General features: G+C 35.4%; 16 protein-coding genes and 2 pseudogenes. 11 read left to right on the forward strand and 7 right to left on the reverse strand.

Going from position 1 to position 23,398, the window contains the following annotated elements:
- Window positions 1-4: 4 nt before the first annotated feature.
- On the forward strand, window positions 5-916 hold the full coding sequence (gene argB / locus WKH12_RS06380; RefSeq protein WP_434732290.1) for an acetylglutamate kinase: 912 nt from the start codon (window positions 5-7) through the stop codon (window positions 914-916).
- Between the two features lie 901 nt (window positions 917-1,817).
- Complete coding sequence (locus tag WKH12_RS06385) at window positions 1,818-3,533, forward strand: ABC transporter ATP-binding protein (protein WP_434732291.1); 1,716 nt, start codon at window positions 1,818-1,820, stop codon at window positions 3,531-3,533.
- A gap of 564 nt (window positions 3,534-4,097) precedes the next feature.
- Here WKH12_RS06385 and WKH12_RS06390 read toward each other — a convergent pair.
- A protein-coding gene (locus WKH12_RS06390) for an IS630 family transposase (protein ID WP_434732009.1) occupies window positions 4,098-5,112 on the reverse strand; the annotation gives its coding sequence in 2 pieces (ribosomal slippage) (window positions 4,098-4,646 and window positions 4,648-5,112; 1,014 coding nt in all).
- Window positions 5,113-5,900: 788 nt separating this feature from the next.
- Here WKH12_RS06390 and WKH12_RS06395 point away from each other — a divergent pair.
- The 3 genes from WKH12_RS06395 to argS all read left to right on the forward strand — a co-directional run bounded on the left by WKH12_RS06395 (window position 5,901) and on the right by argS (window position 9,790).
- Window positions 5,901-6,452 (forward strand): hypothetical protein, encoded by a 552-nt coding sequence (locus WKH12_RS06395; protein WP_434732292.1) that lies wholly within the window; start codon window positions 5,901-5,903, stop codon window positions 6,450-6,452.
- An 86-nt stretch (window positions 6,453-6,538) separates the two neighbouring features.
- The gene (locus WKH12_RS06400) at window positions 6,539-7,735 is read left to right on the forward strand and encodes a hypothetical protein (protein ID WP_434732293.1); all 1,197 of its coding nucleotides are present in this window, start codon (window positions 6,539-6,541) and stop codon (window positions 7,733-7,735) included.
- A 348-nt stretch (window positions 7,736-8,083) separates the two neighbouring features.
- Window positions 8,084-9,790 carry an arginine--tRNA ligase gene (argS, locus tag WKH12_RS06405; RefSeq protein ID WP_434732294.1) on the forward strand — a complete coding sequence of 569 codons (1,707 nt, stop codon included), beginning with the start codon at window positions 8,084-8,086 and terminating at the stop codon, window positions 9,788-9,790.
- Window positions 9,791-9,876: 86 nt separating this feature from the next.
- On the opposite strand, the gene tnpC (WKH12_RS06410) is transcribed toward argS, so the two are convergent.
- Window positions 9,877-11,232, reverse strand: a complete 1,356-nt coding sequence (gene tnpC / locus WKH12_RS06410) for an IS66 family transposase (RefSeq protein WP_434732295.1) — start codon at window positions 11,230-11,232, stop codon at window positions 9,877-9,879.
- Between the two features lie 84 nt (window positions 11,233-11,316).
- Here tnpC (WKH12_RS06410) and WKH12_RS06415 point away from each other — a divergent pair.
- Together WKH12_RS06415 and WKH12_RS06420 are read left to right on the forward strand one after the other, a co-directional pair.
- Window positions 11,317-11,636, forward strand: a pseudogene (locus tag WKH12_RS06415) (IS3 family transposase); the annotation flags it as partial.
- 63 nt (window positions 11,637-11,699) lie between these two features.
- Window positions 11,700-11,846 (forward strand): annotated as a pseudogene (locus WKH12_RS06420) (transposase); the annotation flags it as partial.
- 441 nt (window positions 11,847-12,287) lie between these two features.
- Here the strand turns inward: WKH12_RS06420 and WKH12_RS06425 are convergent.
- Window positions 12,288-12,968 carry a hypothetical protein gene (locus WKH12_RS06425; protein ID WP_434732246.1) on the reverse strand — a complete coding sequence of 227 codons (681 nt, stop codon included), beginning with the start codon at window positions 12,966-12,968 and terminating at the stop codon, window positions 12,288-12,290.
- Between the two features lie 150 nt (window positions 12,969-13,118).
- Between WKH12_RS06425 and WKH12_RS06430 the strand changes: the two genes are divergently transcribed.
- Window positions 13,119-14,133 (forward strand): IS630 family transposase gene (locus WKH12_RS06430; RefSeq protein WP_434732009.1). Its coding sequence is split into 2 segments (ribosomal slippage): window positions 13,119-13,583 and window positions 13,585-14,133, totalling 1,014 coding nucleotides; the frame shifts between segments, so codons are not numbered across the junction.
- Here WKH12_RS06430 and WKH12_RS06435 read toward each other — a convergent pair.
- Window positions 14,120-14,398, reverse strand: a complete 279-nt coding sequence (locus WKH12_RS06435; RefSeq protein ID WP_434732296.1) for a hypothetical protein — start codon at window positions 14,396-14,398, stop codon at window positions 14,120-14,122. The genes WKH12_RS06430 and WKH12_RS06435 overlap by 14 nt on opposite strands.
- A 273-nt stretch (window positions 14,399-14,671) precedes the next feature.
- Here WKH12_RS06435 and WKH12_RS06440 point away from each other — a divergent pair, with 273 nt between their 5' ends.
- A complete protein-coding gene (locus tag WKH12_RS06440; RefSeq protein ID WP_434732297.1) occupies window positions 14,672-15,457 on the forward strand; it encodes an enoyl-ACP reductase FabI in 786 nt (261 codons plus the stop codon).
- On the opposite strand, the gene secD is transcribed toward WKH12_RS06440, so the two are convergent.
- Window positions 15,454-16,971, reverse strand: a complete 1,518-nt coding sequence (secD, locus tag WKH12_RS06445; protein ID WP_434732298.1) for a protein translocase subunit SecD — start codon at window positions 16,969-16,971, stop codon at window positions 15,454-15,456. The genes WKH12_RS06440 and secD overlap by 4 nt on opposite strands.
- A gap of 1,078 nt (window positions 16,972-18,049) precedes the next feature.
- Between secD and hemC the strand changes: the two genes are divergently transcribed.
- Both hemC and murB read left to right on the forward strand, forming a co-directional pair.
- Complete coding sequence (gene hemC / locus WKH12_RS06450) at window positions 18,050-18,928, forward strand: hydroxymethylbilane synthase (protein ID WP_264688058.1); 879 nt, start codon at window positions 18,050-18,052, stop codon at window positions 18,926-18,928.
- Window positions 18,919-19,806 carry a UDP-N-acetylmuramate dehydrogenase gene (gene murB / locus WKH12_RS06455; RefSeq protein WP_434732299.1) on the forward strand — a complete coding sequence of 296 codons (888 nt, stop codon included), beginning with the start codon at window positions 18,919-18,921 and terminating at the stop codon, window positions 19,804-19,806. The genes hemC and murB overlap by 10 nt, the downstream gene beginning before the upstream one ends.
- 499 nt (window positions 19,807-20,305) lie before the next feature.
- Here murB and tnpC (WKH12_RS06460) read toward each other — a convergent pair whose 3' ends face one another.
- Both tnpC (WKH12_RS06460) and WKH12_RS06465 read right to left on the reverse strand, forming a co-directional pair.
- Window positions 20,306-21,661, reverse strand: a complete 1,356-nt coding sequence (gene tnpC / locus WKH12_RS06460; RefSeq protein WP_434732010.1) for an IS66 family transposase — start codon at window positions 21,659-21,661, stop codon at window positions 20,306-20,308.
- A gap of 394 nt (window positions 21,662-22,055) precedes the next feature.
- Window positions 22,056-23,336: an ankyrin repeat domain-containing protein gene (locus tag WKH12_RS06465; protein ID WP_434732300.1), complete on the reverse strand. Its 1,281-nt coding sequence runs from the start codon at window positions 23,334-23,336 to the stop codon at window positions 22,056-22,058.
- Window positions 23,337-23,398: the final 62 nt, after the last annotated feature.

The following is a 23,398-nucleotide window of genomic DNA, read 5'->3' on the forward strand; positions in this document are numbered from 1 at the left end:
AAAAATGAAAAGTAGTGAATTTTTAAAGGGTGAAGTATCATTTGAACAAAAAGCAGAAATATTACTTGAAGTGCTGTCTAGCATACCTAGCTTTGTGGGTGAAACTTTTGTCATTAAATGTGGCAGCGTAACGATCTCAGATGAAACACTATTCTATACTTTTGTGCATAATGTTGTCTTATTAAAGCAGCTTGGTATAAATCCGGTGATAGTTCATGACGGAGAATATGAAATTGACTCAGTGTTAAAAATGCTGGGTATGGACAGTAAGTTTGTGAATGGTATCAGACTTACAGACAAAGACACTATGAAAATCATTGAAATGGCACTGTGTGGTTCAGTTAATAAAAAAATTGTTCAGCATATAAATTCTGCTGGTGGTTCAGCTATTGGATTATGTGGAAAAGACGGCAACTTAATAAAAGCTGAAAAGATAAGCGCTACGCTTAAGGAAGACAGATCAAATAACATCGAAAAAATACTAGACATGGGATTCATCGGTAGGCCCACTGAAATCAATCCTGATATATTATTTTTTATTGAAGAATCAGATTTTATACCAGTTATTGCACCAATTGGTCATGGAAAAAATGGGGAAACATATCATATTGATGCCGATAGCACTGCAAGCACAATTGCAATTGCAGTTTCTGCATCTAAAATGATAACCTTTAGCGATACAGGTGAAGAAATAGATAAAATTGGTGGCAGGAGGATATCTGTTAAAAATTTAAATGCATCGATTGATTGTGGCAAAATTCAAGGAGAAAAATTTATTGGAAGGCTTATGGCATATACTAAAATGGTAGAGGAATGTGCTGGAGTTGTTCACATAGTTGATGGTAGAATACCTAACATTATGCTTGATTTATTTACTGAGAATAATTCAAGCATATCAATTGTGAGTGATTTATAACTAGACAACTACACGAATAGACTTCTTGCATAACCATATGACGAACTTTTCTTGGGAATAGAAACGAAAAAACTTCCTTGACAAACTCCGCCAGCCCCCTTATTATGACAATAAGGGTATTTATGACTCAAAACTTGTTTTTGATCTGCGCAGGTTCAATGACAAAATTCAGTAAAAAACTTAGGGTATTTTTTGGCGGATTACATAAAATTATAGCGGCTGCATGTCTTTTAAATTTTTTCTACATTCAGCCAAACCGCGCTTAAACTAAGCGTCAGCACATTATTACAGCGCCAATTTAAAGTATTAGAGAGTCAAAACTCGCACCACGGGAGTTCTTTGCCTTTTTTTTCATTTGGTAAATTTCTTAATGTTTGTAGCTAAAAGAGCCCAAGAGAGGTGTCATCCCGCTGCTTGTTAGCGGGATCTATGTTAAGAGATACCGCGAATGAATCGCGGTATGACGTAGGAATGAATCGCGGTATTACGTAGGACTGCTGTCATCCCAGTGCCCAGACACTGGGATCCAGTTTTCCATATAATCTCATCGAAAATGTTGTAACCACTTTCTATGCTAGTTTGCTTGCTTACAAGCAAACTTTTCTGGATCCCAGTGTCTGGGCACTGGGATGACAAAAAAGGGGCTACTCGGATGACAAAGAAATAGGCACTGGGATGACGAGAAAGGAGTACTGGGATGACACCTACGCACGCTCACTTTGTCATTCCAGCGTGTGACCAGAAAAAACATAGACCCCAAGTGTCAGCTACTTGAACAACATCACTTTGCTTAAAAATTGCAACGTTTGTACACGGTATGACGTTAGCTATTGTGCTACACCTTTCCCCTTTCCCCTGAAACTAAAATCTATATACTTAACTTTAGAAACTTCAAAATACGATGCGATCTAATATTAGAGAGTTATTTTGCTATATAAAGCCTAATCTATCTTATTTCATCATAGCTTTTATTGCAGTTTTATTTTCAGCCTTAACGATCCTCCTCTTTGGCAGAGGCTTAAGCAACATAATTGATTCTGGCACAGAGCACGATTTTACTACCAAACTATTAGTTGCAATACTTATAGTTTTAGCCATTTCTCTCACTGCATTTACTCGGTTATATTTCATTGGCATTGGCAGCGAGAAAGTTATCGCAAGAATCAGATATGACTTATATAGCAGTATCACTGACTTGCAACCAAGTTTCTTTGAGAACACAGGCGTACAAGATGTTATCTCAGCACTCATTACTGATACCTCTGCGCTGCAATCAATAATAAATAGCAGCCTACTCACCATATTGCGAAATTTTGTAATATTAATTGGCAGTGTTGCCATGTTATTATATACAAATCTGCACCTAACTGCGTATGCAGCCGCAATAGTACCTATACTACTCATTATTATGACCTCATTTGGAAAAAAAGTGCGTAGCTATGCACGCTTTGCCCAGGATAAATTAAGTGAGCTTGCATCACTTAGTGAGGAAAATTTTCGATCTATAGTGACTATCAAATCGTTTGTACTCGAAGAAAATGAAAAAACCCGTTTTAAGGAGTATTTAAACTCAGTATCAAAATCATACGTAAAATTAGTACTCTTGCGTGCTATTTTAGTAACTCTAGTTATCACGTGTGTGATAGGTTCACTAGTTGTTTTGCTCTTTTTTGGTATTAAAGAAGTCTTAAGCAATAATATAACTATTGGAGAACTCTCCTCATTTGTGTTTTATTCAGCGCTTGCGGCAGGAGCTATAAATAATTTGAGCGATAATATCAGTGATTTACAACGAGGTCTTGGAATAGTAGAGCGTTTATTTGAATTTAAAAATATGAAAAGCTCTATAGCAGATGCCAATGATCCTATAAAAATTTGTAGTGTTCAAAAAGGAATTTCGTTTAATGGCGTGACATTTTTTTATGAATCTCAGTCTGATAAGCCAGCGTTAAATAACGTATCATTTTCTATAAAGGCAGGTCAAGTAGTATCAATTGTTGGACCATCTGGCAGTGGTAAAAGCACCATTTTAAAACTTCTGCTCCGTTTTCATGATCCAAGCAGAGGCAGCATTACTATCGATGGGCACAATATTAAGTCAATTGCGTTAAATGACCTCAGATTGTTGTTTGGCTTAGTGCCACAAGATAACATAATATTCTCTTGCTCAATAATGGAAAATATACTATATGGCAAACCTGGTGCTGAATATGAAGAAGTGAAGCAAGCAGCTATCAGCGCTTATGCGATGGAATTTATTGATAAGCTGCCTGATAAATTTGATACATTTGTAGGAAAAAGAGGATTAAAACTTTCTGAAGGACAAAAACAACGTATTATAATAGCAAGAGCCATACTCAAAAACCCTCAGGTTTTAATACTGGATGAAGCAACCTCTGCCCTTGATTATAAAAGTGAGAACCTCGTGCAAAAAGCATTAAGCAAGTTAATGCAAAACAGAACAACGATCGTAATTACACACAGACTATCAACTGCACTTAAAACTGACAAGATTATAGTAATTAATCACGGAAAAGTAGAAGAAGTAGGGACTCATGACTCCCTAATAAGTAAAGACGGGTTGTATGCAAAACTGTCGAAGATACAGTGGAATTGAAAGAAAATTTACATCATATCGTTAGTTGATATGCTAGATTTATAATTAAAGTTATTAAATTTTTAATCATTTTAATTTATAATAATCTTATAGTATTTTTTTAAGGATCATTATGACTTATCATTACAGTAATTTACCAAAACTACCATTTACGGGTTATAATTTGCCAGCTTTACCAGCACCAGTATCGAACTGTGCACAAGCTTGTGCACCTGCATACGCACCTTGTGCTACTAATTCGTGCCACAATCATTTTAACTCATATCATAACTATTATGACACATGTTATAATCCTTGTGATGAATTTGGGTTTCTTTATTAGAAGATTGTTTTTAAACAACTCATAAACGCACGTCTAGCTATACGTGCTTCCAAGAGCACATGGTTTCCCATGTGCTTCACATTTTGCTTGAAAATATAATAAACAGGTGCTTACTTGTTATTCACAGTAACCATATATTACAATTTATTTCAGCAACACGACTAATTTGACTACTGACAGCTTCTTCTTGGAATCTTATCATTATTCTACCATAGTAAAACTTTTAACTCTAATACCAAATCTCATAAATAAGTAGGCAAATAACTAACAGAACAAATGGTTTTGATCGAACTTTCCGTAATATTACGAATGAATGCACATACAGTATCCTCCAATAAACTAACAGAGTCATATATTCTATTTTTAATGAGATTGTCTTTCAAATATTGCCATAAACGCTCTACTGGATTTAACTCTGGTGAATATGGAGGTAAATAGATTAAGGTAATATTTTGTGGTATTTTTAAACCTTTGGATCTATGCCATCCTGCACAATCCACAACAAGAAATGCCTCCCTTGTTCCTAAATATTGTGACATCTGCTCAAGGAATATATTCATACAATCAGTATTGACGTTTGGTACGAATAAGCTAGAACTCTCTCGATTTCTAGGATTAACTGCACTATAGAGATAAAAGTTTTGCCTACCTAATTTTACCTTAACCTGTGTCCTAATGCCTTTTTTAAACCACCCGTGTCCAATCTTTGAATGTGTGCCAAACCGCGACTCATCGAAGAAAAATAGCTCTTTTTCGGGATACGTGACAATAGTTTCATTAAGATTTTTTTTTAAACTCTTCTTGTTTATTTTTATCCTGTTTATTGTGCACAGGCCTTGGAGTAATATACGAAAAACCTAACTTTTGCATCAGTCTATGTGCTGTAGACTTACTTACCTCAATAGAAAACATTTTCTCAATTATGATTTTTAATTTCTTAGCCGTTAGGTTGGCTCCTTCTTCTGCTATGACATTTTTAATTTCTTCTTGCTGCTTGTAGCTCAACTTCGGCTTTACTCCACGTCCTGGTTGTATTTTAAACGCATTGACTCCTCCTTCCTTAAATCTTGTAATCCACTTCATCAATGTAGTTCTAGTAATTCGGTATATTTGAGCAACTTTTGTTATTCCATATTCTTTTGCAGATATTATTGCCTGTAATCTTCTTCCTATCTCTCCTCTTATGCCGTGCTTCTTTAATTCCAGGTTACACTTATTATATAATTCTTCTCCTATTGCTTTACTTTTTCCTGCCATAACTCCCCACTAATTCTTAAATTATTCTATTTTAGAAATTTTTCTTTATTCCTCTATTTATTTTTAGGAATTGGTATAATATCTGCTACATTAAAGTCGTATTTTGAAATGTACTGTAAGTTTGTATATGCTAATTTTAGCCTCAAAATTATTAAATCATTAACTTTTTTATCCTATAATAATCTCATAGTATTTTTTTAAGGATCATTATGACTTATCATTACAGTAATTTACCAAAACTACCATTTACGGGTTATAATTTGCCAGCTTTACCAGCACCAGTATCGAACTGTGCACAAGCTTGTGCACCTGCATACGCACCTTGTGCTACTAATTCGTGCCACAATCATTTTAACTCATATCATAACTATTATGACACATATCATAATCCTTGTGATGAATTTGGGTTTCTTTATTAGAAGATTGTTTTTAAACAACTCATAAACGCGTGTCTAGCTATACGCGCTTCCAAGAGCACATGGGTGTTATTCAACCCATGTGTTTCACATTTTGCTTGAGAGGATAAGCAAGTTGTTATTCGCAGTGGCTATAGCAGTTCTACCAAAATTTATTTCAGCAACACAACTAATTTGACTACTGACAGCTCTTTCTTGGAATCTTATCATTATTCTGCCATAGTAAAACTTCCAACTCTAATATCTGCTACATTAAAATCGTATTTTGAAATGTACTGTAAGTTTGTGTATGCTAGTTTTAATCTTAGAATTATTAAATCATTAACTTTTTTATCCTATAATAATTCAATAGTTACTTTTTAAAGGATTTTTATGACTTACAATTTTTCTTCGTATCCACATATGGATCCATGTATTTCTGCACGCACAGCTTGCATAACTGATCCACGGTACCATCATAACTTTGACCCACGTTGCCATAACCGCTTTGACTCGCGGCATGATGGACTCGAATTAAATATACAGCTTCCCGAATTAGATTTAAATATACCACCTTGTCCTGCTTGTCCCCCTGTTCCTGCTTGTCCCCCTTGTCCGCAACTTAAGCCTGAACCTGAATCTAAAATAATCGTTGATTTTTCAAAGCTTGCAATAACGGTCAACCCAATAACTGATGATATTCTTGATATTGAGACCAAAGAGCCAACAGGCTACAAGTTTAAAGAATGTGCAAAAATTATTCAGAATGCTAAAAACAACCTTCAGGTTATAGATGGTAAACTTGTGGGCAATTGTGAAGACAATTCTGCATGTGATAAATGTGTAGAAGTAATAAACTCTTCTATATTAGATGCAAAAAGTGCTGAAGCCTTTTTTTCTACCCACAATATGTCAGTGCTAGAAGGCACTGTTCATATTATATAAAAGTAATACAGTGTGTACATTGTTAGTACACACTTTCACTTTATAGTTAATTTTTTAATAATTTTATTTACTAATGGAGATATTTTATGCCAACGAATACTTTTTCTTGTCCGAATCAAAAAAATGCAAATCATGTACGTATATTGCCACTTGATACGTGCTATGTCAGTGATATGTTAAAAATTAATTTGTTCACAAAGTTGGATGATTGTAAAGTCAATAAGAGTAAGTTGATTTATGATAAATGTGGTAAAGATCTTAAGTGTAAGATTGATGATAAGACTATGAATGAATTGAAAAAATGTTTTAAGTTTGAGATTGATGATAAGACTAAGAATGAACTGAAAGAAAATATTAAGGATGAACTGGAGAAAGGTCTTAAGTTTGAGATTGGTGATAAGACTAAGAATGAACTGAAAGAAAATATTAAGAATGAACTGAAGAAAGGTCTTAAGTTTGAGATTGATGATAAGACTAAGAATGAATTGAAGAAAAATATTAAGAATGAACTAAAGAAAGATCTTAAGTGCGAAATTGATGATGAGACTAAGAATGAATTGAAGAAAAATATTAAGGGTGAACTAGAAAAAGATCTTAAGTATAAATGTATTGAAGAAGAAATTACTAAAGAAATTGACGAGAGTGGGTGTAATCGAAGGGGATGTGAGAATGCTAGAGAAGATGGTGAATATGTTAATGTAGGTAGTGATGCTAAGCTTTACATAAGAAAAGCATTGGATAAATTTTATCCTGACTTAAGCGCAGAAATTATTGACAAAATTAAAGCTGGGGATTATTATGTAGAACAATTTGGTATAGAAGTAACTAACTGTGATAAGAATGGCACAGACTACAGTTATATCACTACTAGAGGAAGTATGGATTCACGGTGCGTTAGTATTCCTCAGGGTGATCTTTGCAAAGAATCTTATGATATACGGCGAGATGTTGAAGGTGATTGGTATGAGAATTGTAAAAATCATATTTTTGATGATGAGGCTCATGTAGTAAGCGCAAAAGTATATTACAAAGGTGGAAGCATCGACAAAAATAAGCCAGTGGTATTGCTTTCTCAAAATCAACCACTGATTATTGCTGACAAGAAAACGCATAAACTTGTAAAAAAAGATGGGACAATAAGTGATAAAACACTTGATGAATGCAAAGAATTTTTTGATAGTGATAAAAGAATAACTAGTTGTGCAGAAGAAAAAGGAGATTGTGAAGTTTGCAAAGAAACAATTTGGGATTTTCAGGATGTAGTACCAGCGTTTTTTATATAAATGATATTTTGAACAGGGAATGGTATAAGCTTATACGATTTTGATACATGTGCCATTAAAGAAAAGACTGCAAGATTAGGCTTTTGCATAACCATATGAAAAACCAATAGCCCATTCTTCTTTGTCATTCCAGCGTTACGCGTTGGAATGACAGGGCTATAGGTGTCATCCAAGTAGCTGACACGGAGCAACACGTCATACCACCGCGGCCGCTAACGAGTAGCGGAATGACAGTTCTTCAAATTGTCGGTAAACCTAAGTCACTTTAGCTATAGATTACATCAGATAACTCTTCAACTAGCCCCACTTATTCGCTATACTGCTACAAGTCTTATAGCTTTTTAGTTAATGAACATTTTCAAACAGGTTTCCTCTCTAATTTCCAGCAAATTAAATGAGTTGAAGCAAAGGGGTGTCATAAATACAAGTGCGGCAAATTTTATTGTAGAGCCTCCAAGCAATAGAGCACATGGTGATATCTATACAAATGTTGCTATGGTGCTTGCAAAGCATGAAAAGAAGAATTCAGTCGAGATTGCAGGGATGTTAGCAAGAGAATTTAAACCTTTTGATGAAGTTGCAAAAGTGGAAATAGCAGGCCCTGGTTTCATCAACATGCACTTAAAAATAGAAGTATGGCATGGAATTTTAAAACAAATAAATGAGCTGAAAACAGAGTTTGGCACCCTAGATATAGGGAACAATCAGGCCATCAATGTTGAATTTGTATCGGCAAATCCAACTGGTCCACTGCATATTGGTCATGCAAGAGGAGCAGTATTTGGTGACGTTTTGGCAAATTTATTGAAAAAAGTTGGTTATAAAGTTACTAAGGAATACTATATTAATGATGCTGGAGCGCAGATAGATACACTAATAAAGTCAGTATATTTGCGGTATAAGGAAGCTCTGGGAGAAAAAATCAGCATTGAAAAAGGTTTATACCCAGGTGAATATTTAAAACCGATAGGGAATGGGCTAGCCAAAAAATATGGCAAGGAGCTTCTAGAAAAGCAAGATAATCAGGTGATTAGAGAATATACTTTAAGTTCTATCTTAGAATTCATAAAGGAAGACATGAACTTACTTGGGGTAAGTCATGATGTTTTTACTTCAGAGTATGAGCTACAAAAAAGTGGCAAAATTGAAGAGAGTATAAAGATATTGTCTGACAAGGGTTTGGTGCATGAAGGGTACCTGGAGAAACCAAAAGGCAAAGAAAGTGAAAACTGGACTTCCAGAAAAGAAATGTTATTTCGCTCTACAAAATTTGGTGATGACGTTGACCGCGCATTGAAGAAAGAGGACGGCAGTTGGACTTATTTTGCCTCAGATATCGCTTACCATTTTGATAAGATATCACGTGGTTTTAATAATATGATAGTAGCAGTCGGTAGTGATCATAGTGGTTATATCAAAAGGCTAAAAGCAGTTGTCTCTGCACTAAGTGATGATCAAGCAAAAATAGAGGTAAAACTGCATAATATTGTGAATTTTTTCGAGAATGGCAAACCTGTTAAGATGTCCAAAAGATCAGGAAACTTCCTCACAGCAAGAGATGTAGTGGAAGAAGTTGGCAGGGACATAACTCGTTTTATAATGTTAACACGCAAGAATGATATGGTCTTGGACTTTGATTTTGCTAAAGTTAAAGAACAGTCAAAAGACAACCCTATTTTTTACGTGCAATATGCGCATGCTCGTGCTCATTCGTTAATTCGTAATGCTCCAAAAGAGCTCCCAACAGCAGACCCTTCACTTTTAAAGACAGATGGGGAGCTCTTCCTCATAAAAACCTTAGCAAAGTGGCCAAATGTGATAGAAACAGCGGCAAGGCTTTATGAGCCACACAGAATTACTTTCTACTTACTTGAAGTTGCAGAAGCGTTTCACGTTTTATGGGGGTATGGCAAGAGTGATTTAAACATGCGGTTCATACTGGAAGACAACTTAAACCTCACCGCTGCAAGAATGTTCCTTGTACAAGCCTTAGCACACGTCATCGCTTCTGGACTTTCCATCTTTAATATAGAACCTTTGGAAGAGATGAGTTGACTTTTTTTGTGCAAGATTGTTTTTTCAACGAATAGAGAAGTTGACAAAATGTAACCGTTCACGGATTGTGAGAATGAATTAAAGAACTAAGCAGTGACAGCTACTAGATTCTGTAGCTTTTGAAAGGGGTTCTGGCCATTTAGACGTGATGTCAAAAATATCGACAACATTCTTTCCACGAATCTTTCTCCACGTTCTGACCAGGTGAAAAAGCTGTTTTTACGATAAATTACGTACCGTCTAATTTGCCGTTCTGCAAGGTTATTAGTTGTTTCTATCACTTCAGGTTTTCTTAAAAACTTCCACATCATATCCTCAGATCGTAACATCTTAGCGGCCATTCTTGAAGCTTGAGTGCTATTTGCAACCCTCGTCATTTTACGTAAAAAATGTTTTACCCTTTTCCGAATTTTTCGCACCAGTCGATAAAATCTCAAATTATCTATCAAATTTTGTTTTTTTGCCTTATCTACTACAAACACCTTATTGCTGAGCGATTTTAGTGCTTGGCCAATTTTGCTCACTTCAACATTTTTACTATGGGCAAATCTCTCAAAATCTCTTGCCAGATGTGCCCAACATATCTGTCTATTTTCACGATTGAAGTAATTGTATACAGCGTATCTATCGCTCACAAATATACCATCATATTCTGGCAGTAAACTCTTCAACACCTTCTTACCACGAGACTCGCTTACCTTCAGAAGTGTCAACGCTTTGTTTGTTATTACCCAACTCCAGCCTCTCTTTCCTTGATTTCTGTGCCCTGTTTCGTCTATATGCAAATACTCGCTTCCTTGCAACTCTTCCTTCATTTTCTCATATTCAGATGCACACTTCTTCGATACCCTGCGTTCAGTATTTGAGACTAAACCAAGGCTTATATTTAGATTAAAAATACTGCCCAAAATTTGCTGTACCTCTCTTTTTGAGTTAATAAAAAAGCCGCTAAGGCTGCTTATAACTGTTTTAGCATTGGGTCCTAGAAAATCTCTTGCAACACCTTCGGGTAAATTTGCTGTAATTCTTTTATTACATACTCTACAATGTCCTCTTTGCAACCTGTACTCAGTTACAATTGGCTTAATTTCTGGCAACTCTGCCTTCTGATGAATAATTTCATCTTCTAAAGTAATCTTACCTCCACACATACAAATTGTATCAATTGTGCATCTCACTACCTCGTCTGCAGCCATTAATTCACGCTTATGCATCTTATGTCCTGGCTGACCTCCTGGTTTTTTATCACTTTTCTTTTTTGCTTTCTTACGATATATATCTCGTGATGGTGGCAGCGATGAATTTTGCGAATTTAAGCCCAATTTGTCTTCTAATTCAACTATTTTTGCTTTCAAGCTATCATTTTCTCTGATCAGTGCTTTTATTTCTTCCTTGAGATTAGCGTTTTCTGCTACAACCTTTTCTTGCAGCACTGTTGTCATTTACCCATTCCATATTTAGCTTCCTATCTCTTTACACTTTTATACTTACTTTGTAAACCACCTTATCTCCGTGAACGGTTACCTTTATTGATGGCCGTTAATAAGCGCAAACCCGATAAAAATCTGCTGTTACATAGCGATCAAGGGTCACAGTATACCTCTCAAAATTACCAATTTCTATTGAATACAAAAAACATCATTTCCAGCATGAGCCATAAGGGATGTTGTTACGATAACTCTGTTGCAGAAAAGTTCACTCAAAAGGGAGCTGCTTATTGATACTTCTCGCTCAACAAACCAGAACTGCCATATTTGAATACATAGAAATCTTTTATAACAAACAACGTAGGCATTCTACTATTAATTATTGCATTCCTGCACAATTTGATGCATCATTCTCATGACAAAAACGTCTTAATTTTCTCTCCACTTTTTCTGGGTAAGGTCAGTCTGAAAGAACGAGAAAATTAATAGAAAGTGTTGGATGTAAAGTTTTATTTTTGCCGCCATACTCGCCTGATTTAAATCCAATTGAGAAGTTCTGGTTTGCCATCAAGCATGCCATAAAAAAAAGCGCTGCCAAGCTTTTGGCCCGATATCAATTCGGCTATTGATTTTGTTTTTCAGCACTCGGGGAAACCTTACTTAGGTTAGCTATATACAGCATATTTATAAGTATAATAAGATTATATTAAAATTTACTTACTTATTGATATACTTAATTGGGTATAGACAAAATGTCATATGAGATGGCTTTGTTAGCTGCTTTAGGTGGTGATAAATGGATAGTCAAGCAAAATTACATTTGTAACTTTACTTGACTTGTCCGTTTTTTTATATCTTTATTACAATCATAACCTCTAGCCCTAAATTACACCTCTTGCTGTATTAGATGGACGTAGAACAGGACCCAATTTTGCGTTTAGTTGTTCTGGAAGACTTTCTAAAAGATCCATAACTAGTTTTGGCTGCTCAGGCTCAGCAGAATCAAGATTACTGCTTGGTTGTGAATCTTTCGGTTGCACGGTAGAGCAAGCTTCTTCGTATGATGGTGGTTATTGTACTTCTGAAAGATTTGGGTACAATCTTGGCTGCTTAGGTCCATCGTATGGTGGTGCCGAAGGTTTTTTACCATAATCGCCTACTTCTGTTTCTTCTTGTTCTAATTTCTTCACATCTTCAGTATTAGTTGCTTTATCTACATATTTTGGTCCTTCTATAAAGTCTTGCATTTCTTTTGCAAAACTATGCTCTAGATAACAACTTGCTAAGTAAGCTACACCTGCTATTATAAGTGCTAACGTTGCAACAACCAAAAATGGAGTTGCTGTATACATAAGAGCCTCTAAAAAACCACCACCTTTAGTCGTTACATCAAATGCCATCAATGCTATCAATGGAACAATCAATAAAGACATTGCGACAAAACCAGAAGTACAAAGTGTACGATATACTATTTTATTATAATGCTTTATTTTCTTTATTTTACTGTTAAGGCTTTGATATATTTCGTGAATGTTAGTGTTGTTAACATAATCTTCTAGTTCTTCTGAAATCTCAGCCTCTAATTCTTTAACATCATTTTTTAGTATAGAATAGTATTTTTGCTTCAATTGAACACTCAATACTGATTTACCACCATCCAGAACATTTAAAATATCTTTTTTGCATAACTCAATTTCTTTAGAAATTTCAGAATTGTGTTGTAGCTGAGCTTCTTGTATATCTTGATCCATTTTGGCCTGTAATTTTTTACTGATCTCACCAAAATCTTTGGATAAATCCCTATGAGCAAGATATTTTAATATAATACCAATTCCTAAAAATAAATAGAGGAATAAAGAAAAATTTCTAAAATAGAATAATTTAAGAATTAGTGGGGAGTTATGGCAGGAAAAAGTAAAGCAATAGGAGAAGAATTATATAATAAGTGTAACCTGGAATTAAAGAAGCACGGCATAAGAGGAGAGATAGGAAGAAGATTACAGGCAATAATATCTGCAAAAGAATATGGAATAACAAAAGTTGCTCAAATATACCGAATTACTAGAACTACATTGATGAAGTGGATTACAAGATTTAAGGAAGGAGGAGTCAATGCGTTTAAAATACAACCAGGACGTGGAGTAAAGCCGAAGTTGAGCTACAAGCAGCAAGAAGAAATTAAAAATGTCATAGCAGAAGAAGGAGCCAACCTAACGGCTAAGAAATTAAAAATCATAATTGAGAAAATGTTTTCTATTGAGGTAAGTAAGTCTACAGCACATAGACTGATGCAAAAGTTAGGTTTTTCGTATATTACTCCAAGGCCTGTGCACAATAAACAGGATAAAAATAAACAAGAAGAGTTTAAAAAAAAATCTTAATGAAACTATTGTCACGTATCCCGAAAAAGAGCTATTTTTCTTCGATGAGTCGCGGTTTGGCACACATTCAAAGATTGGACACGGGTGGTTTAAAAAAGGCATTAGGACACAGGTTAAGGTAAAATTAGGTAGGCAAAACTTTTATCTCTATAGTGCAGTTAATCCTAGAAATCGAGAGAGTTCTAGCTTATTCGTACCAAACGTCAATACTGATTGTATGAATATATTCCTTGAGCAGATGTCACAATATTTAGGAACAAGGGAGGCATTTCTTGTTGTGGATTGTGCAGGATGGCATAGATCCAAAGGTTTAAAAATACCACAAAATATTACCTTAATCTATTTACCTCCATATTCACCAGAGTTAAATCCAGTAGAGCGTTTATGGCAATATTTGAAAGACAATCTCATTAAAAATAGAATATATGACTCTGTTAGTTTATTGGAGGATACTGTATGTGCATTCATTCGTAATATTACGGAAAGTTCGATCAAAACCATTTGTTCTGTGAGTTATTTGCCTACTTATTTATGAGATTTGGTATAACAGGTAAAGCTAGCGCATTTTCTTTATAAAGTGAAGACAAAAGCTGCAAAGCGAAAGAATTAGGTATTGCTTCTCTTGGTAGAGTTAAAGTTAAAGTTGAATCGTAGGGATACTCGATAACTAACTTTACTGAAGAATCTTTGAATCCTTTTCGATCATCTATATGAAATACCCTTTCAGCAAAGAAGTTTTCTAATTTCTCAAAAGGACAACAGTTTTTCTCTAATTTTACTTTTATAATACTGCTTAACATTGCAACCTCATTAATTATTTTATGCACGCAGTTTAACACTATTTTAATTACTTGTCAAAAGAGTGTAATTATTAACCATAATATTTAATTAATAAAGCTTTATTTTTTTAATAAAAAGCAATCTAAGGTAGACGGCTGCTAGAAACTCTCATCGCTGCCTTTTTGTTAACAGTGGTATTAGACTTCAAGTTACTGCAAAAAATGTTTTAAAACATAGTGATATCTTGACTTTATCTAGTTAATACTCCAAATTATAAAAAAACAGATAGTTCTATGATGACAAGTCTATTACAAGGCAAAAAGGGGTTAATAACTGGAATAACAAATAAGAGATCGATAGCACACGGTATAGCAAAAACTCTCTCAGAGCACGGAGCAGAACTTGCAATCACCTACCAGAACGAAATAGTAAAAGAAAAATTATTACCGATAGTAGATGAATTAAATGTGGAGCTAATATTACACTGTGATGTTTCAAATACAGAAATCATAGATAACGCTTTTGAAATAATAGAGAAAAAATGGGGTACTCTTGACTTTTTGGTGCATGCAATAGCATTCTCCGATAAAAATGAGTTAGATGGTAAATATGTCAATACTTCACTGAATAACTTCCTCAATGCAATGCATATATCGTGCTATTCTTTCACTGCTTTAGCGCAAAGAGCTGAAAAAATGATGTCAGGTGGTGGTAGTTTACTTACTTTATCTTATTATGGCGCTGAAAAAGTTATGCCAAATTATAACGTTATGGGTTTATGTAAAGCAGCACTTGAAGCAAGTGTAAAATATATAGCATGTGATCTCGGGCCACAAAATATCAGAGTAAATGCAATTTCCGCTGGTCCAATCAGAACTTTAGCATCTTCTGGAATAAGCGATTTTCACCTCATATCAGAATGGAATAGAAATAATTCTCCGCTTAGACGCAATGTTACAATAGAGGATGTTGGCAAGGCAGCGTTATACTTATTAAGCGACTTAAGTAGTGGCACTACTGGAGAAATTTTGCACGTCGATTCAGGATATAACGTTGTGGGAATGAAGGTGGTTGACTAACAAAGCACTAGTTCCTTCGGGTTCATACACAACTCTATCAGGAGTTTTGTGACTGTGATTGCAGAAAACATCGAACATAAAATTCCTATTGATAAAGTGACAGAAAAGCCTCTAATTGCTCCGCTGCCAATAATGAACATTATTCCTGCAGCAATGAGTGTTGTGATATTTGAATCCAGTATTGTCTTTATAGCGTTTTTAAACCCTTCTTCAATAGCACGTTCCACTCTCTTGCCAGATTTGATTTCCTCGCGAATTCGCTCAAATATTAAAACATTTGCATCCATCGCCATACCGACAGTGAGTGCAATACCTGCAATTCCAGGTAAAGTTAGAGTTGCTTCAAGCAGAGTGAGAATTGATAATATAAGAATTACATTAGAAAAAAGCGCAACAGAAGCTAATATACCTAATTTGCCGTAAGTGATAATTATAAATAAAGCCACGGCTATAATAGAGATTGTTGCTGCCATTTCCCCTGCCTTTATTGATTCTTCTCCAAGGCTTGGGCCAATGTTTTTTTCTTCAATTATTTTAAGTGGTGCTGGCAGTGCTCCAGATTTTAAAAGTATTGCAAGTTCGCTTGCTTGTTTTTCAGTGAAATTACCGCTAATTTCTCCCTCTCCATTTAAAATTGGCTCACGTATTGTAGGTACTGTTAAGACTGTGTTATCCAGAACAATTGCAAAAGGTTTTCCCACATTTTCTTTAGTGATTTTCGCGAATCTTTTACTCGCTATGCTGTCAAATTTAAAATGCACTGTTGGTTTACCTAAGTGACCAAATCTAACTGATGCGTTAACCAGCGAATCGCCACCTATTTCAGTTTTGCGGAATATTGGATAAGAATTACCTAAAGAATCCTTGAGCATGACAGTAGTTTCGTGATCTATATCCTGCACCTTGGCTATGTTAGTGTTTGCCAAATGAAAAGCTAGCTTAGCAGTTTTGCCAAGCAGAGATTTTATCTGCTCGGTGTCTTCTACTCCAGGCACCTGCACTAATATTTTATTCTGCCCTTGTTTTTGAACGCTGACTTCCTTTGTGCCAAGTTTGTCCAAACGGCGCTGGACATTGTTTATTGATTCTGCAGCTACTTCACTGATCAAAGAATTTTTATAATGGGGTTTATACGAAATGAGAATTGAAGAATCTTTTCTATTTAGCTCTAAATTTGGATTTATCGCATTAATCAACACAGATGCTTTTTTATAATCATCAATATTATTTAAAGTTACAATTACTTGTTCGCTATTTTGTACGTTAGATTCAATATTTTTTGTTAGCAATGTCTCTTTTATCTCACCTGCTAGCATGCCTAGCTTTTCCTTAAAATAGAAGTCTAAGTCTATGTTTAGAAGCAAAGATGCCCCTCCTTTCAGGTCAAGGCCTAAGTTTATTCTTTTTTTCGAAATAAAAAGCTTATTATCAAAGAAATTTGGCAGCGTTATGTATAAAGCAAATAAACAGATGCATAATACTGAAAAAGATTTGACTATAAGCCTGTTGTACATAAGTTGTAGGTTTAAAATTGCAGTGTAAGTTAAAAATAGATTTTTGTAAAATTCTCTATTGCCCAAATAACCTATCCAAGTAGCTATAGAAACAAAAAAACTTCCTTGACAAACTCCGCCAGCCCCCTTATCATGAAACTGAAGGTATTCAGTTATCTTCATCTGTGCAGATTAAACAGCAAGAAAACAACGTAGTTAGCGTCTTATTTTTAATTTTTTGCACTATGTGCACCTTATGTCTTCACAACATTTCTGGGTTTTTACCCACACAAGCTGAAACGCGCTTATAAGTCGTTTAAGACAGTATAGTACGCCAATTTGCAGGATTAGAGAGTGAACACTAATTACCACGGGGTTTCTTTTGCCTTTTTTTCTGCTTAGTAAATTTCTTAAACATTTTAGTTAAGGTTAGTTGCACTTAAAAGCAGCTAAATTGCAGTGTTTAAGACTTAAAAAACGCCAATGTTCTAAAATAGATATTAGCCGGGGCTTCTTTTGCCTTTTTTTTCCATTTGGTAAATTTCTTAAATATTTATGGCTAAACGACAACCGTCATCCCGCTACGTGTTAGCGGGATCTCTTGTTAGCGGCTGAGATACCGCGAATGAATCGCGGTATGACGGTTAAGTAGGGTGTCATTCCAGTCTGGGATCCAGTCTTTATTATGCAGCCACTTGGTTAAAATTAAGTTTTCTGGATTCCAGTGTCTGGGCACTGGGATGACAAGAAAGAGGCTACTTGGATGACACCCTGACAATCGTCATCCCGCTGCTTGTTAGCGGGATCTATGTGAGATACCGCGGCGGTATGACGTAGGACTGCTGTCATGCAAGTACTAGAATCCAGTAAGCTTATTTATGCATATAAAAGGTTATTATTTTGTAAAGGCAAAGTTGCTTTTGGTTTTAAGTTAAAGTACAATAAATGCAAAGGCTCATATGATGAATTAAACTCGATCCAAGTAGTCAGCTACTCGGATGACATCAGAGAGATGGCAACCGAAGTTCATGCGATACACGCTACCAAAGTGTTTAAATAATTAATTAGGTTAAGGTTTGGTATTCAAACAGTCATACATATGCTAGTCAAAATAGGTACCAGAGGAAGCAAGCTTGCAGTTGCCCAGGCTTTGGAAGCAAAACAAAAGTTGCTGGACTCTTTTCCTAACTTATCTATTGAAATTGTTAAGATAAAAACTTCTGGAGATAAGTATGCAAACGCAAATCTTGCTGAAATAGGAGGTAAAGGATTATTCATTAAAGAAATTGAGGCTGAATTGCTCGAAAATAATATAGATATGGCAGTTCATTCGCTAAAGGATGTGCCTGCGTTTTTCTCAGGGGGTTTAACAATTCCTTGTGTTTTAGAAAGGCTAAGTCCATGCGATGCGTTTATTTCTCATAAACACAATAGCCTTGAGTCTTTGCCACAGCAGGCTACTATTGCCACTTCTTCAATAAGAAGAAAAGTTCAGTTGTTAAATGTTAGACCAGATCTAAATATAATATCGCTACGTGGAAATGTAACAACTAGATTGCAAAATCAAAGTTTTGATGGAATAATTCTAGCTGAAGCAGGACTCATAAGATTAGAAAAGAATCACTTAATTACAGAGGTATTGCCACCAAAAGTTATGTTAAGTGCAGTGGGACAGGGAGCGATTTGTATTCAATGTAGAAGGAATGATGTAAAAATTATCGATCTTGTAGAGAAAATTAATAATAATATGTCTTTTATAAGAGTGAAATCAGAGCGCAGTTTTATGAAGACAGTGAATGGTTCATGTTTTACACCACTTGCAGCTTTGGCTGAATATGTGAACGAAAATATGCTACACCTTTGTTGTATGTTAGCAAGTGGAAAAAATATATACTTCACTGAGCGCACTTCATTTATAGAAGATGCGGAGAAAATGGGTATGGATGCAGGACTAGAGTTGAAATCAAAATGCTTATAAGCTTACCTAAAGTACGTGGAATCTATCGTTATGACATCTTAATGTCTAAAGCGACGTGGTTAAACGTCGGTGGACGAGCTGATGTGTTATTTAAACCATGTGATATTGAAGATTTAACATACTTGATTAAAAATACTGAACTGCCAGTTAGCGTTATTGGTGCAACATCCAACATAATAGTACGAGATAGTGGCATTCGAGGAATAACAATAAAATTAGGTAAGGAGTTTGCATATATTAAAAGTAAGGGTAACAACTCCATTGTTGCAGGTGGTGCTGCGCTGCTCAGGAACCTTGCTTACTTTGCAGGAGAGCAACAAATTAGTGGACTCGAGTTTCTAGTTGGAATTCCAGGAACAGTTGGTGGCGGAATAGAAATGAATGCAGGTGCGTATGGTAGTGACATCGCAAGCGTTGTACAATCCATAAAAGCAGTGAACCTAGAGGATGGAAACCTATATGAGTTCTCCAGCAAAGAAATGGGATATTTTTATCGTGGACATAGCTTAAAAGGAAATTGGATTTTTGTTGAAGCTGAGTTTAAAGGAGCAAACTCAGAGCATGAGCTTATATTGCAAAGGTTAAAAGAAATTGTTGAGAAAAAAAATAAAAGCCAGCCAATAAGAGGAAAAACTGCTGGGTGCATATTCAAAAATCCAAAAAACTACCGAGCATGGGAGTTAATTGATAAATCTGGCTGCCTAGGGTTAAATATTGGTGGAGCTAGAATCTCTAAGAAACATTGTAACTTCTTGCTCAATTACGATAATGCAACTGCATCTGACTTGGAAAACCTTGGCAACAGAGTAAAAGATGCAGTGAAGGATAAATTTAATGTTGAACTTGAGTGGGAAATAAGGGTTTTGGGTAGCTATTAAACAGTTTTTATAGCTGCTGTATATTCTAATCTTTCCTAATGACTCAGCATGATCGTAACCTTTCACACTTAATTAAACAGACTAAATTCTGTAATTTTGGGATGTTGAAAAATTTACCTTACGTTGTTATTCCAGCGCATAACGCTGAAATCCAGAGTTATAGAAACGAAAAAACTTGCTTGACAAGTTTCGCCGGCCCCCTTATTATGACAATGAAGGTATTCAGTTATCTTCATCTATGCAGATTAAACAGCAAGAAAACAACGTAGTTGGCGTCTTATTTTTAATTTTTTGCACTATGTGCACCTTATGTCTTCACAATATTTCTAGGTTTTTACCTACACAAGCTGAAACGCGCTTATAAGTCGTTTAAGACAGTATAGTACGCCAATTTGCAGGATTAGAGAGTGACAACTAGCTAACACGGGGTTTCTTTTGTCTTTTTTTCTGCTTAGTAAATTTCGTAACCGTTCACGGATTGTGAGAATGAATTAAAGAACTAAGCAGTGACAGCTACTAGATTCTGTAGCTTTTGAAAGGGGTTCTGGCCATTTAGACGTGATGTCAAAAATATCGACAACATTCTTTCCACGAATCTTTCTCCACGTTCTGACCAGGTGAAAAAGCTGTTTTTACGATAAATTACGTACCGTCTAATTTGCCGTTCTGCAAGGTTATTAGTTGTTTCTATCACTTCAGGTTTTCTTAAAAACTTCCACATCATATCCTCAGATCGTAACATCTTAGCGGCCATTCTTGAAGCTTGAGTGCTATTTGCAACCCTCGTCATTTTACGTAAAAAATGTTTTACCCTTTTCCGAATTTTTCGCACCAGTCGATAAAATCTCAAATTATCTATCAAATTTTGTTTTTTTGCCTTATCTACTACAAACACCTTATTGCTGAGCGATTTTAGTGCTTGGCCAATTTTGCTCACTTCAACATTTTTACTATGGGCAAATCTCTCAAAATCTCTTGCCAGATGTGCCCAACATATCTGTCTATTTTCACGATTGAAGTAATTGTATACAGCGTATCTATCGCTCACAAATATACCATCATATTCTGGCAGTAAACTCTTCAACACCTTCTTACCACGAGACTCGCTTACCTTCAGAAGTGTCAACGCTTTGTTTGTTATTACCCAACTCCAGCCTCTCTTTCCTTGATTTCTGTGCCCTGTTTCGTCTATATGCAAATACTCGCTTCCTTGCAACTCTTCCTTCATTTTCTCATATTCAGATGCACACTTCTTCGATACCCTGCGTTCAGTATTTGAGACTAAACCAAGGCTTATATTTAGATTAAAAATACTGCCCAAAATTTGCTGTACCTCTCTTTTTGAGTTAATAAAAAAGCCGCTAAGGCTGCTTATAACTGTTTTAGCATTGGGTCCTAGAAAATCTCTTGCAACACCTTCGGGTAAATTTGCTGTAATTCTTTTATTACATACTCTACAATGTCCTCTTTGCAACCTGTACTCAGTTACAATTGGCTTAATTTCTGGCAACTCTGCCTTCTGATGAATAATTTCATCTTCTAAAGTAATCTTACCTCCACACATACAAATTGTATCAATTGTGCATCTCACTACCTCGTCTGCAGCCATTAATTCACGCTTATGCACCTTATGTCCTGGCTGACCTCCTGGTTTTTTATCACTTTTCTTTTTTGCTTTCTTACGATATATATCTCGTGATGGTGGCAGCGATGAATTTTGCGAATTTAAGCCCAATTTGTCTTCTAATTCAACTATTTTTGCTTTCAAGCTATCATTTTCTCTGATCAGTGCTTTTATTTCTTCCTTGAGATTAGCGTTTTCTGCTACAACCTTTTCTTGCAGCACTGTTGTCATTTACCCATTCCATATTTAGCTTCCTATCTCTTTACACTTTTATACTTACTTTGTAAACCACCTTATCTCCGTGAACGGTTACAAATTTCTTAAGCATTTAAACTAAGGTGAGTTGCATTTAAAAGCAGCTGAGTCGCGGTTATTAGACGTTTAAAACATAAAAAAACGCCAATGTTTTTAAATAGATATTAACCGGGGTTTCTTTTGCCTTTCTTTTCATTTGGTAAATTTCTTAAATATTTAGGGTTAAAAGAGCCCAAGAGAGGTGTCATCCAAGTAGCTGACACTGGAATCTAGTCTTTATTATGCAGCCACTTATTTAAAGTTAAGTTTTCTGGATCCAAGTAGTCAGGGCACTGGGATGACATCCTGCTTAGCAAAGATTTCTCTTAAATCACATCTTTTGCATATATGAACTTACGTGTTCAACTTTATTTTTTTCCACTTCTCTATAGCTTGGTAATATAGAATTTTTTACATGTAATCCGATATATGTTGCAACCAAAGCAGCTATAATACCACAAACCACCGCACCAGCCACAGATGGAACCATCACAGCAGCAGCAATGAATAACCCTGTAACAACAACTCGAACAACATCTTTTGTTAATGAGGTATAAAAATTTTCCTTGCTTTCTTTATATTTAGTTTCTTGTGTATTTGGTGGAGAAAATTGAGCATCTATGAAGCTGTTAGCTTTGTTATCATTATTTGGTGTGGCAGTTTGGTCAGTGCTTGTTGATACAGGTGTTTTATTTTCGTTATTATGATTTAGCTGGCCATTTGGTGTATTTACAGGTCTACTACCAATGTTTCCATTACTGCTGCTGGGTCCAGCTCTATTTCCATTTTCTTCTACATCAGATGTTTCTGGTGTAATAAAGTTTAAAAGCACCTGAGTAATTTTTTCTTGTGTAGTATTCATAGCTAACTCTAAAGCTGCTCGTCTGCTTTCAGCATTCACATAACCTAAAAATGCCTCAAATTCTTGGACATTACCTTGAACAATAGCAAGACGCAGAGCGTTAAATTTTTCTTCTTCATTAAATTTGCCACTATTCAAAAGTATCTTTACAACGTCAGCTTGTTTTTTTATTGCGGCATGATCTAATAAGGTATAAGCCGTATCTTGAATACCATTGACTTTAATGTCTGAATTTGTGAGCAATCCAACAACCCTTAGGAATATACTGCGATCGCCGGTAATACTAGGCCCTTCTGAACGAACAGCATAATAAAGCAAAGTCCAACCATCCTGGTTTGTTATTTTTATATCTATTTTCTCTTTTTTAAGCTTCTCACCAAATTCCTGAGCAGTTATACTAGGGTTATTAGTTACAATTTTCTTTATCTTGTTGTATGACGTAGCAAATTGACTACCTCTGGAGTTATTAGAATCTGCTGCATTGCTGCCTGCTCCATTTTCTTCTACATCAGGTTCTCTTTCCTCATTTACCTCTGTAGTTATCTGTTCTTGTTGAGGAATCTTGAACCCATTTCTAAGAAAAAGATCCTTAACGCGTGGGTTGTTATTTTCGGTTGCATGTTTTAGAAGTAAGTCTCCTAATAAATTGTCTCCTTCACACTTATCTTGAAAATTAACTTCTTTCCACTGTGGTTCCTTTTGCAAATCTTTAAGACTAGCAATTCCCTTATCATCATTACTATATGCCATAACTAAACCTACTACTATATGTTAGTTTATTATAGCAACTTTCCCACAATCAGTCAAGACAT

It is taken from the genome of Wolbachia endosymbiont of Zygogramma bicolorata (assembly GCF_051130665.1).
Taxonomy (GTDB): Bacteria; Pseudomonadota; Alphaproteobacteria; order Rickettsiales; family Anaplasmataceae; genus Wolbachia.

Excerpts from the sequence above, each read along its gene's own strand:
- WKH12_RS06435 (WP_434732296.1), bottom strand. The coding sequence starts at position 14,398 with ATGTTAAGCAGTATTATAAAAGTAAAATTAGAGAAAAACTGTTGTCCT.
- murB (WP_434732299.1), top strand. The coding sequence starts at position 18,919 with ATGCTTATAAGCTTACCTAAAGTACGTGGAATCTATCGTTATGACATC.
- argS (WP_434732294.1), top strand. The coding sequence starts at position 8,084 with ATGAACATTTTCAAACAGGTTTCCTCTCTAATTTCCAGCAAATTAAAT.
- hemC (WP_264688058.1), top strand. The coding sequence starts at position 18,050 with ATGCTAGTCAAAATAGGTACCAGAGGAAGCAAGCTTGCAGTTGCCCAG.
- WKH12_RS06440 (WP_434732297.1), top strand. The coding sequence starts at position 14,672 with ATGATGACAAGTCTATTACAAGGCAAAAAGGGGTTAATAACTGGAATA.
- tnpC (WP_434732295.1), bottom strand. The coding sequence starts at position 11,232 with ATGACAACAGTGCTGCAAGAAAAGGTTGTAGCAGAAAACGCTAATCTC.
- secD (WP_434732298.1), bottom strand. The coding sequence starts at position 16,971 with ATGTACAACAGGCTTATAGTCAAATCTTTTTCAGTATTATGCATCTGT.
- WKH12_RS06465 (WP_434732300.1), bottom strand. The coding sequence starts at position 23,336 with ATGGCATATAGTAATGATGATAAGGGAATTGCTAGTCTTAAAGATTTG.
- WKH12_RS06400 (WP_434732293.1), top strand. The coding sequence starts at position 6,539 with ATGCCAACGAATACTTTTTCTTGTCCGAATCAAAAAAATGCAAATCAT.
- WKH12_RS06425 (WP_434732246.1), bottom strand. The coding sequence starts at position 12,968 with ATGGATCAAGATATACAAGAAGCTCAGCTACAACACAATTCTGAAATT.
- WKH12_RS06395 (WP_434732292.1), top strand. The coding sequence starts at position 5,901 with ATGACTTACAATTTTTCTTCGTATCCACATATGGATCCATGTATTTCT.
- argB (WP_434732290.1), top strand. The coding sequence starts at position 5 with ATGAAAAGTAGTGAATTTTTAAAGGGTGAAGTATCATTTGAACAAAAA.
- tnpC (WP_434732010.1), bottom strand. The coding sequence starts at position 21,661 with ATGACAACAGTGCTGCAAGAAAAGGTTGTAGCAGAAAACGCTAATCTC.
- WKH12_RS06385 (WP_434732291.1), top strand. The coding sequence starts at position 1,818 with ATGCGATCTAATATTAGAGAGTTATTTTGCTATATAAAGCCTAATCTA.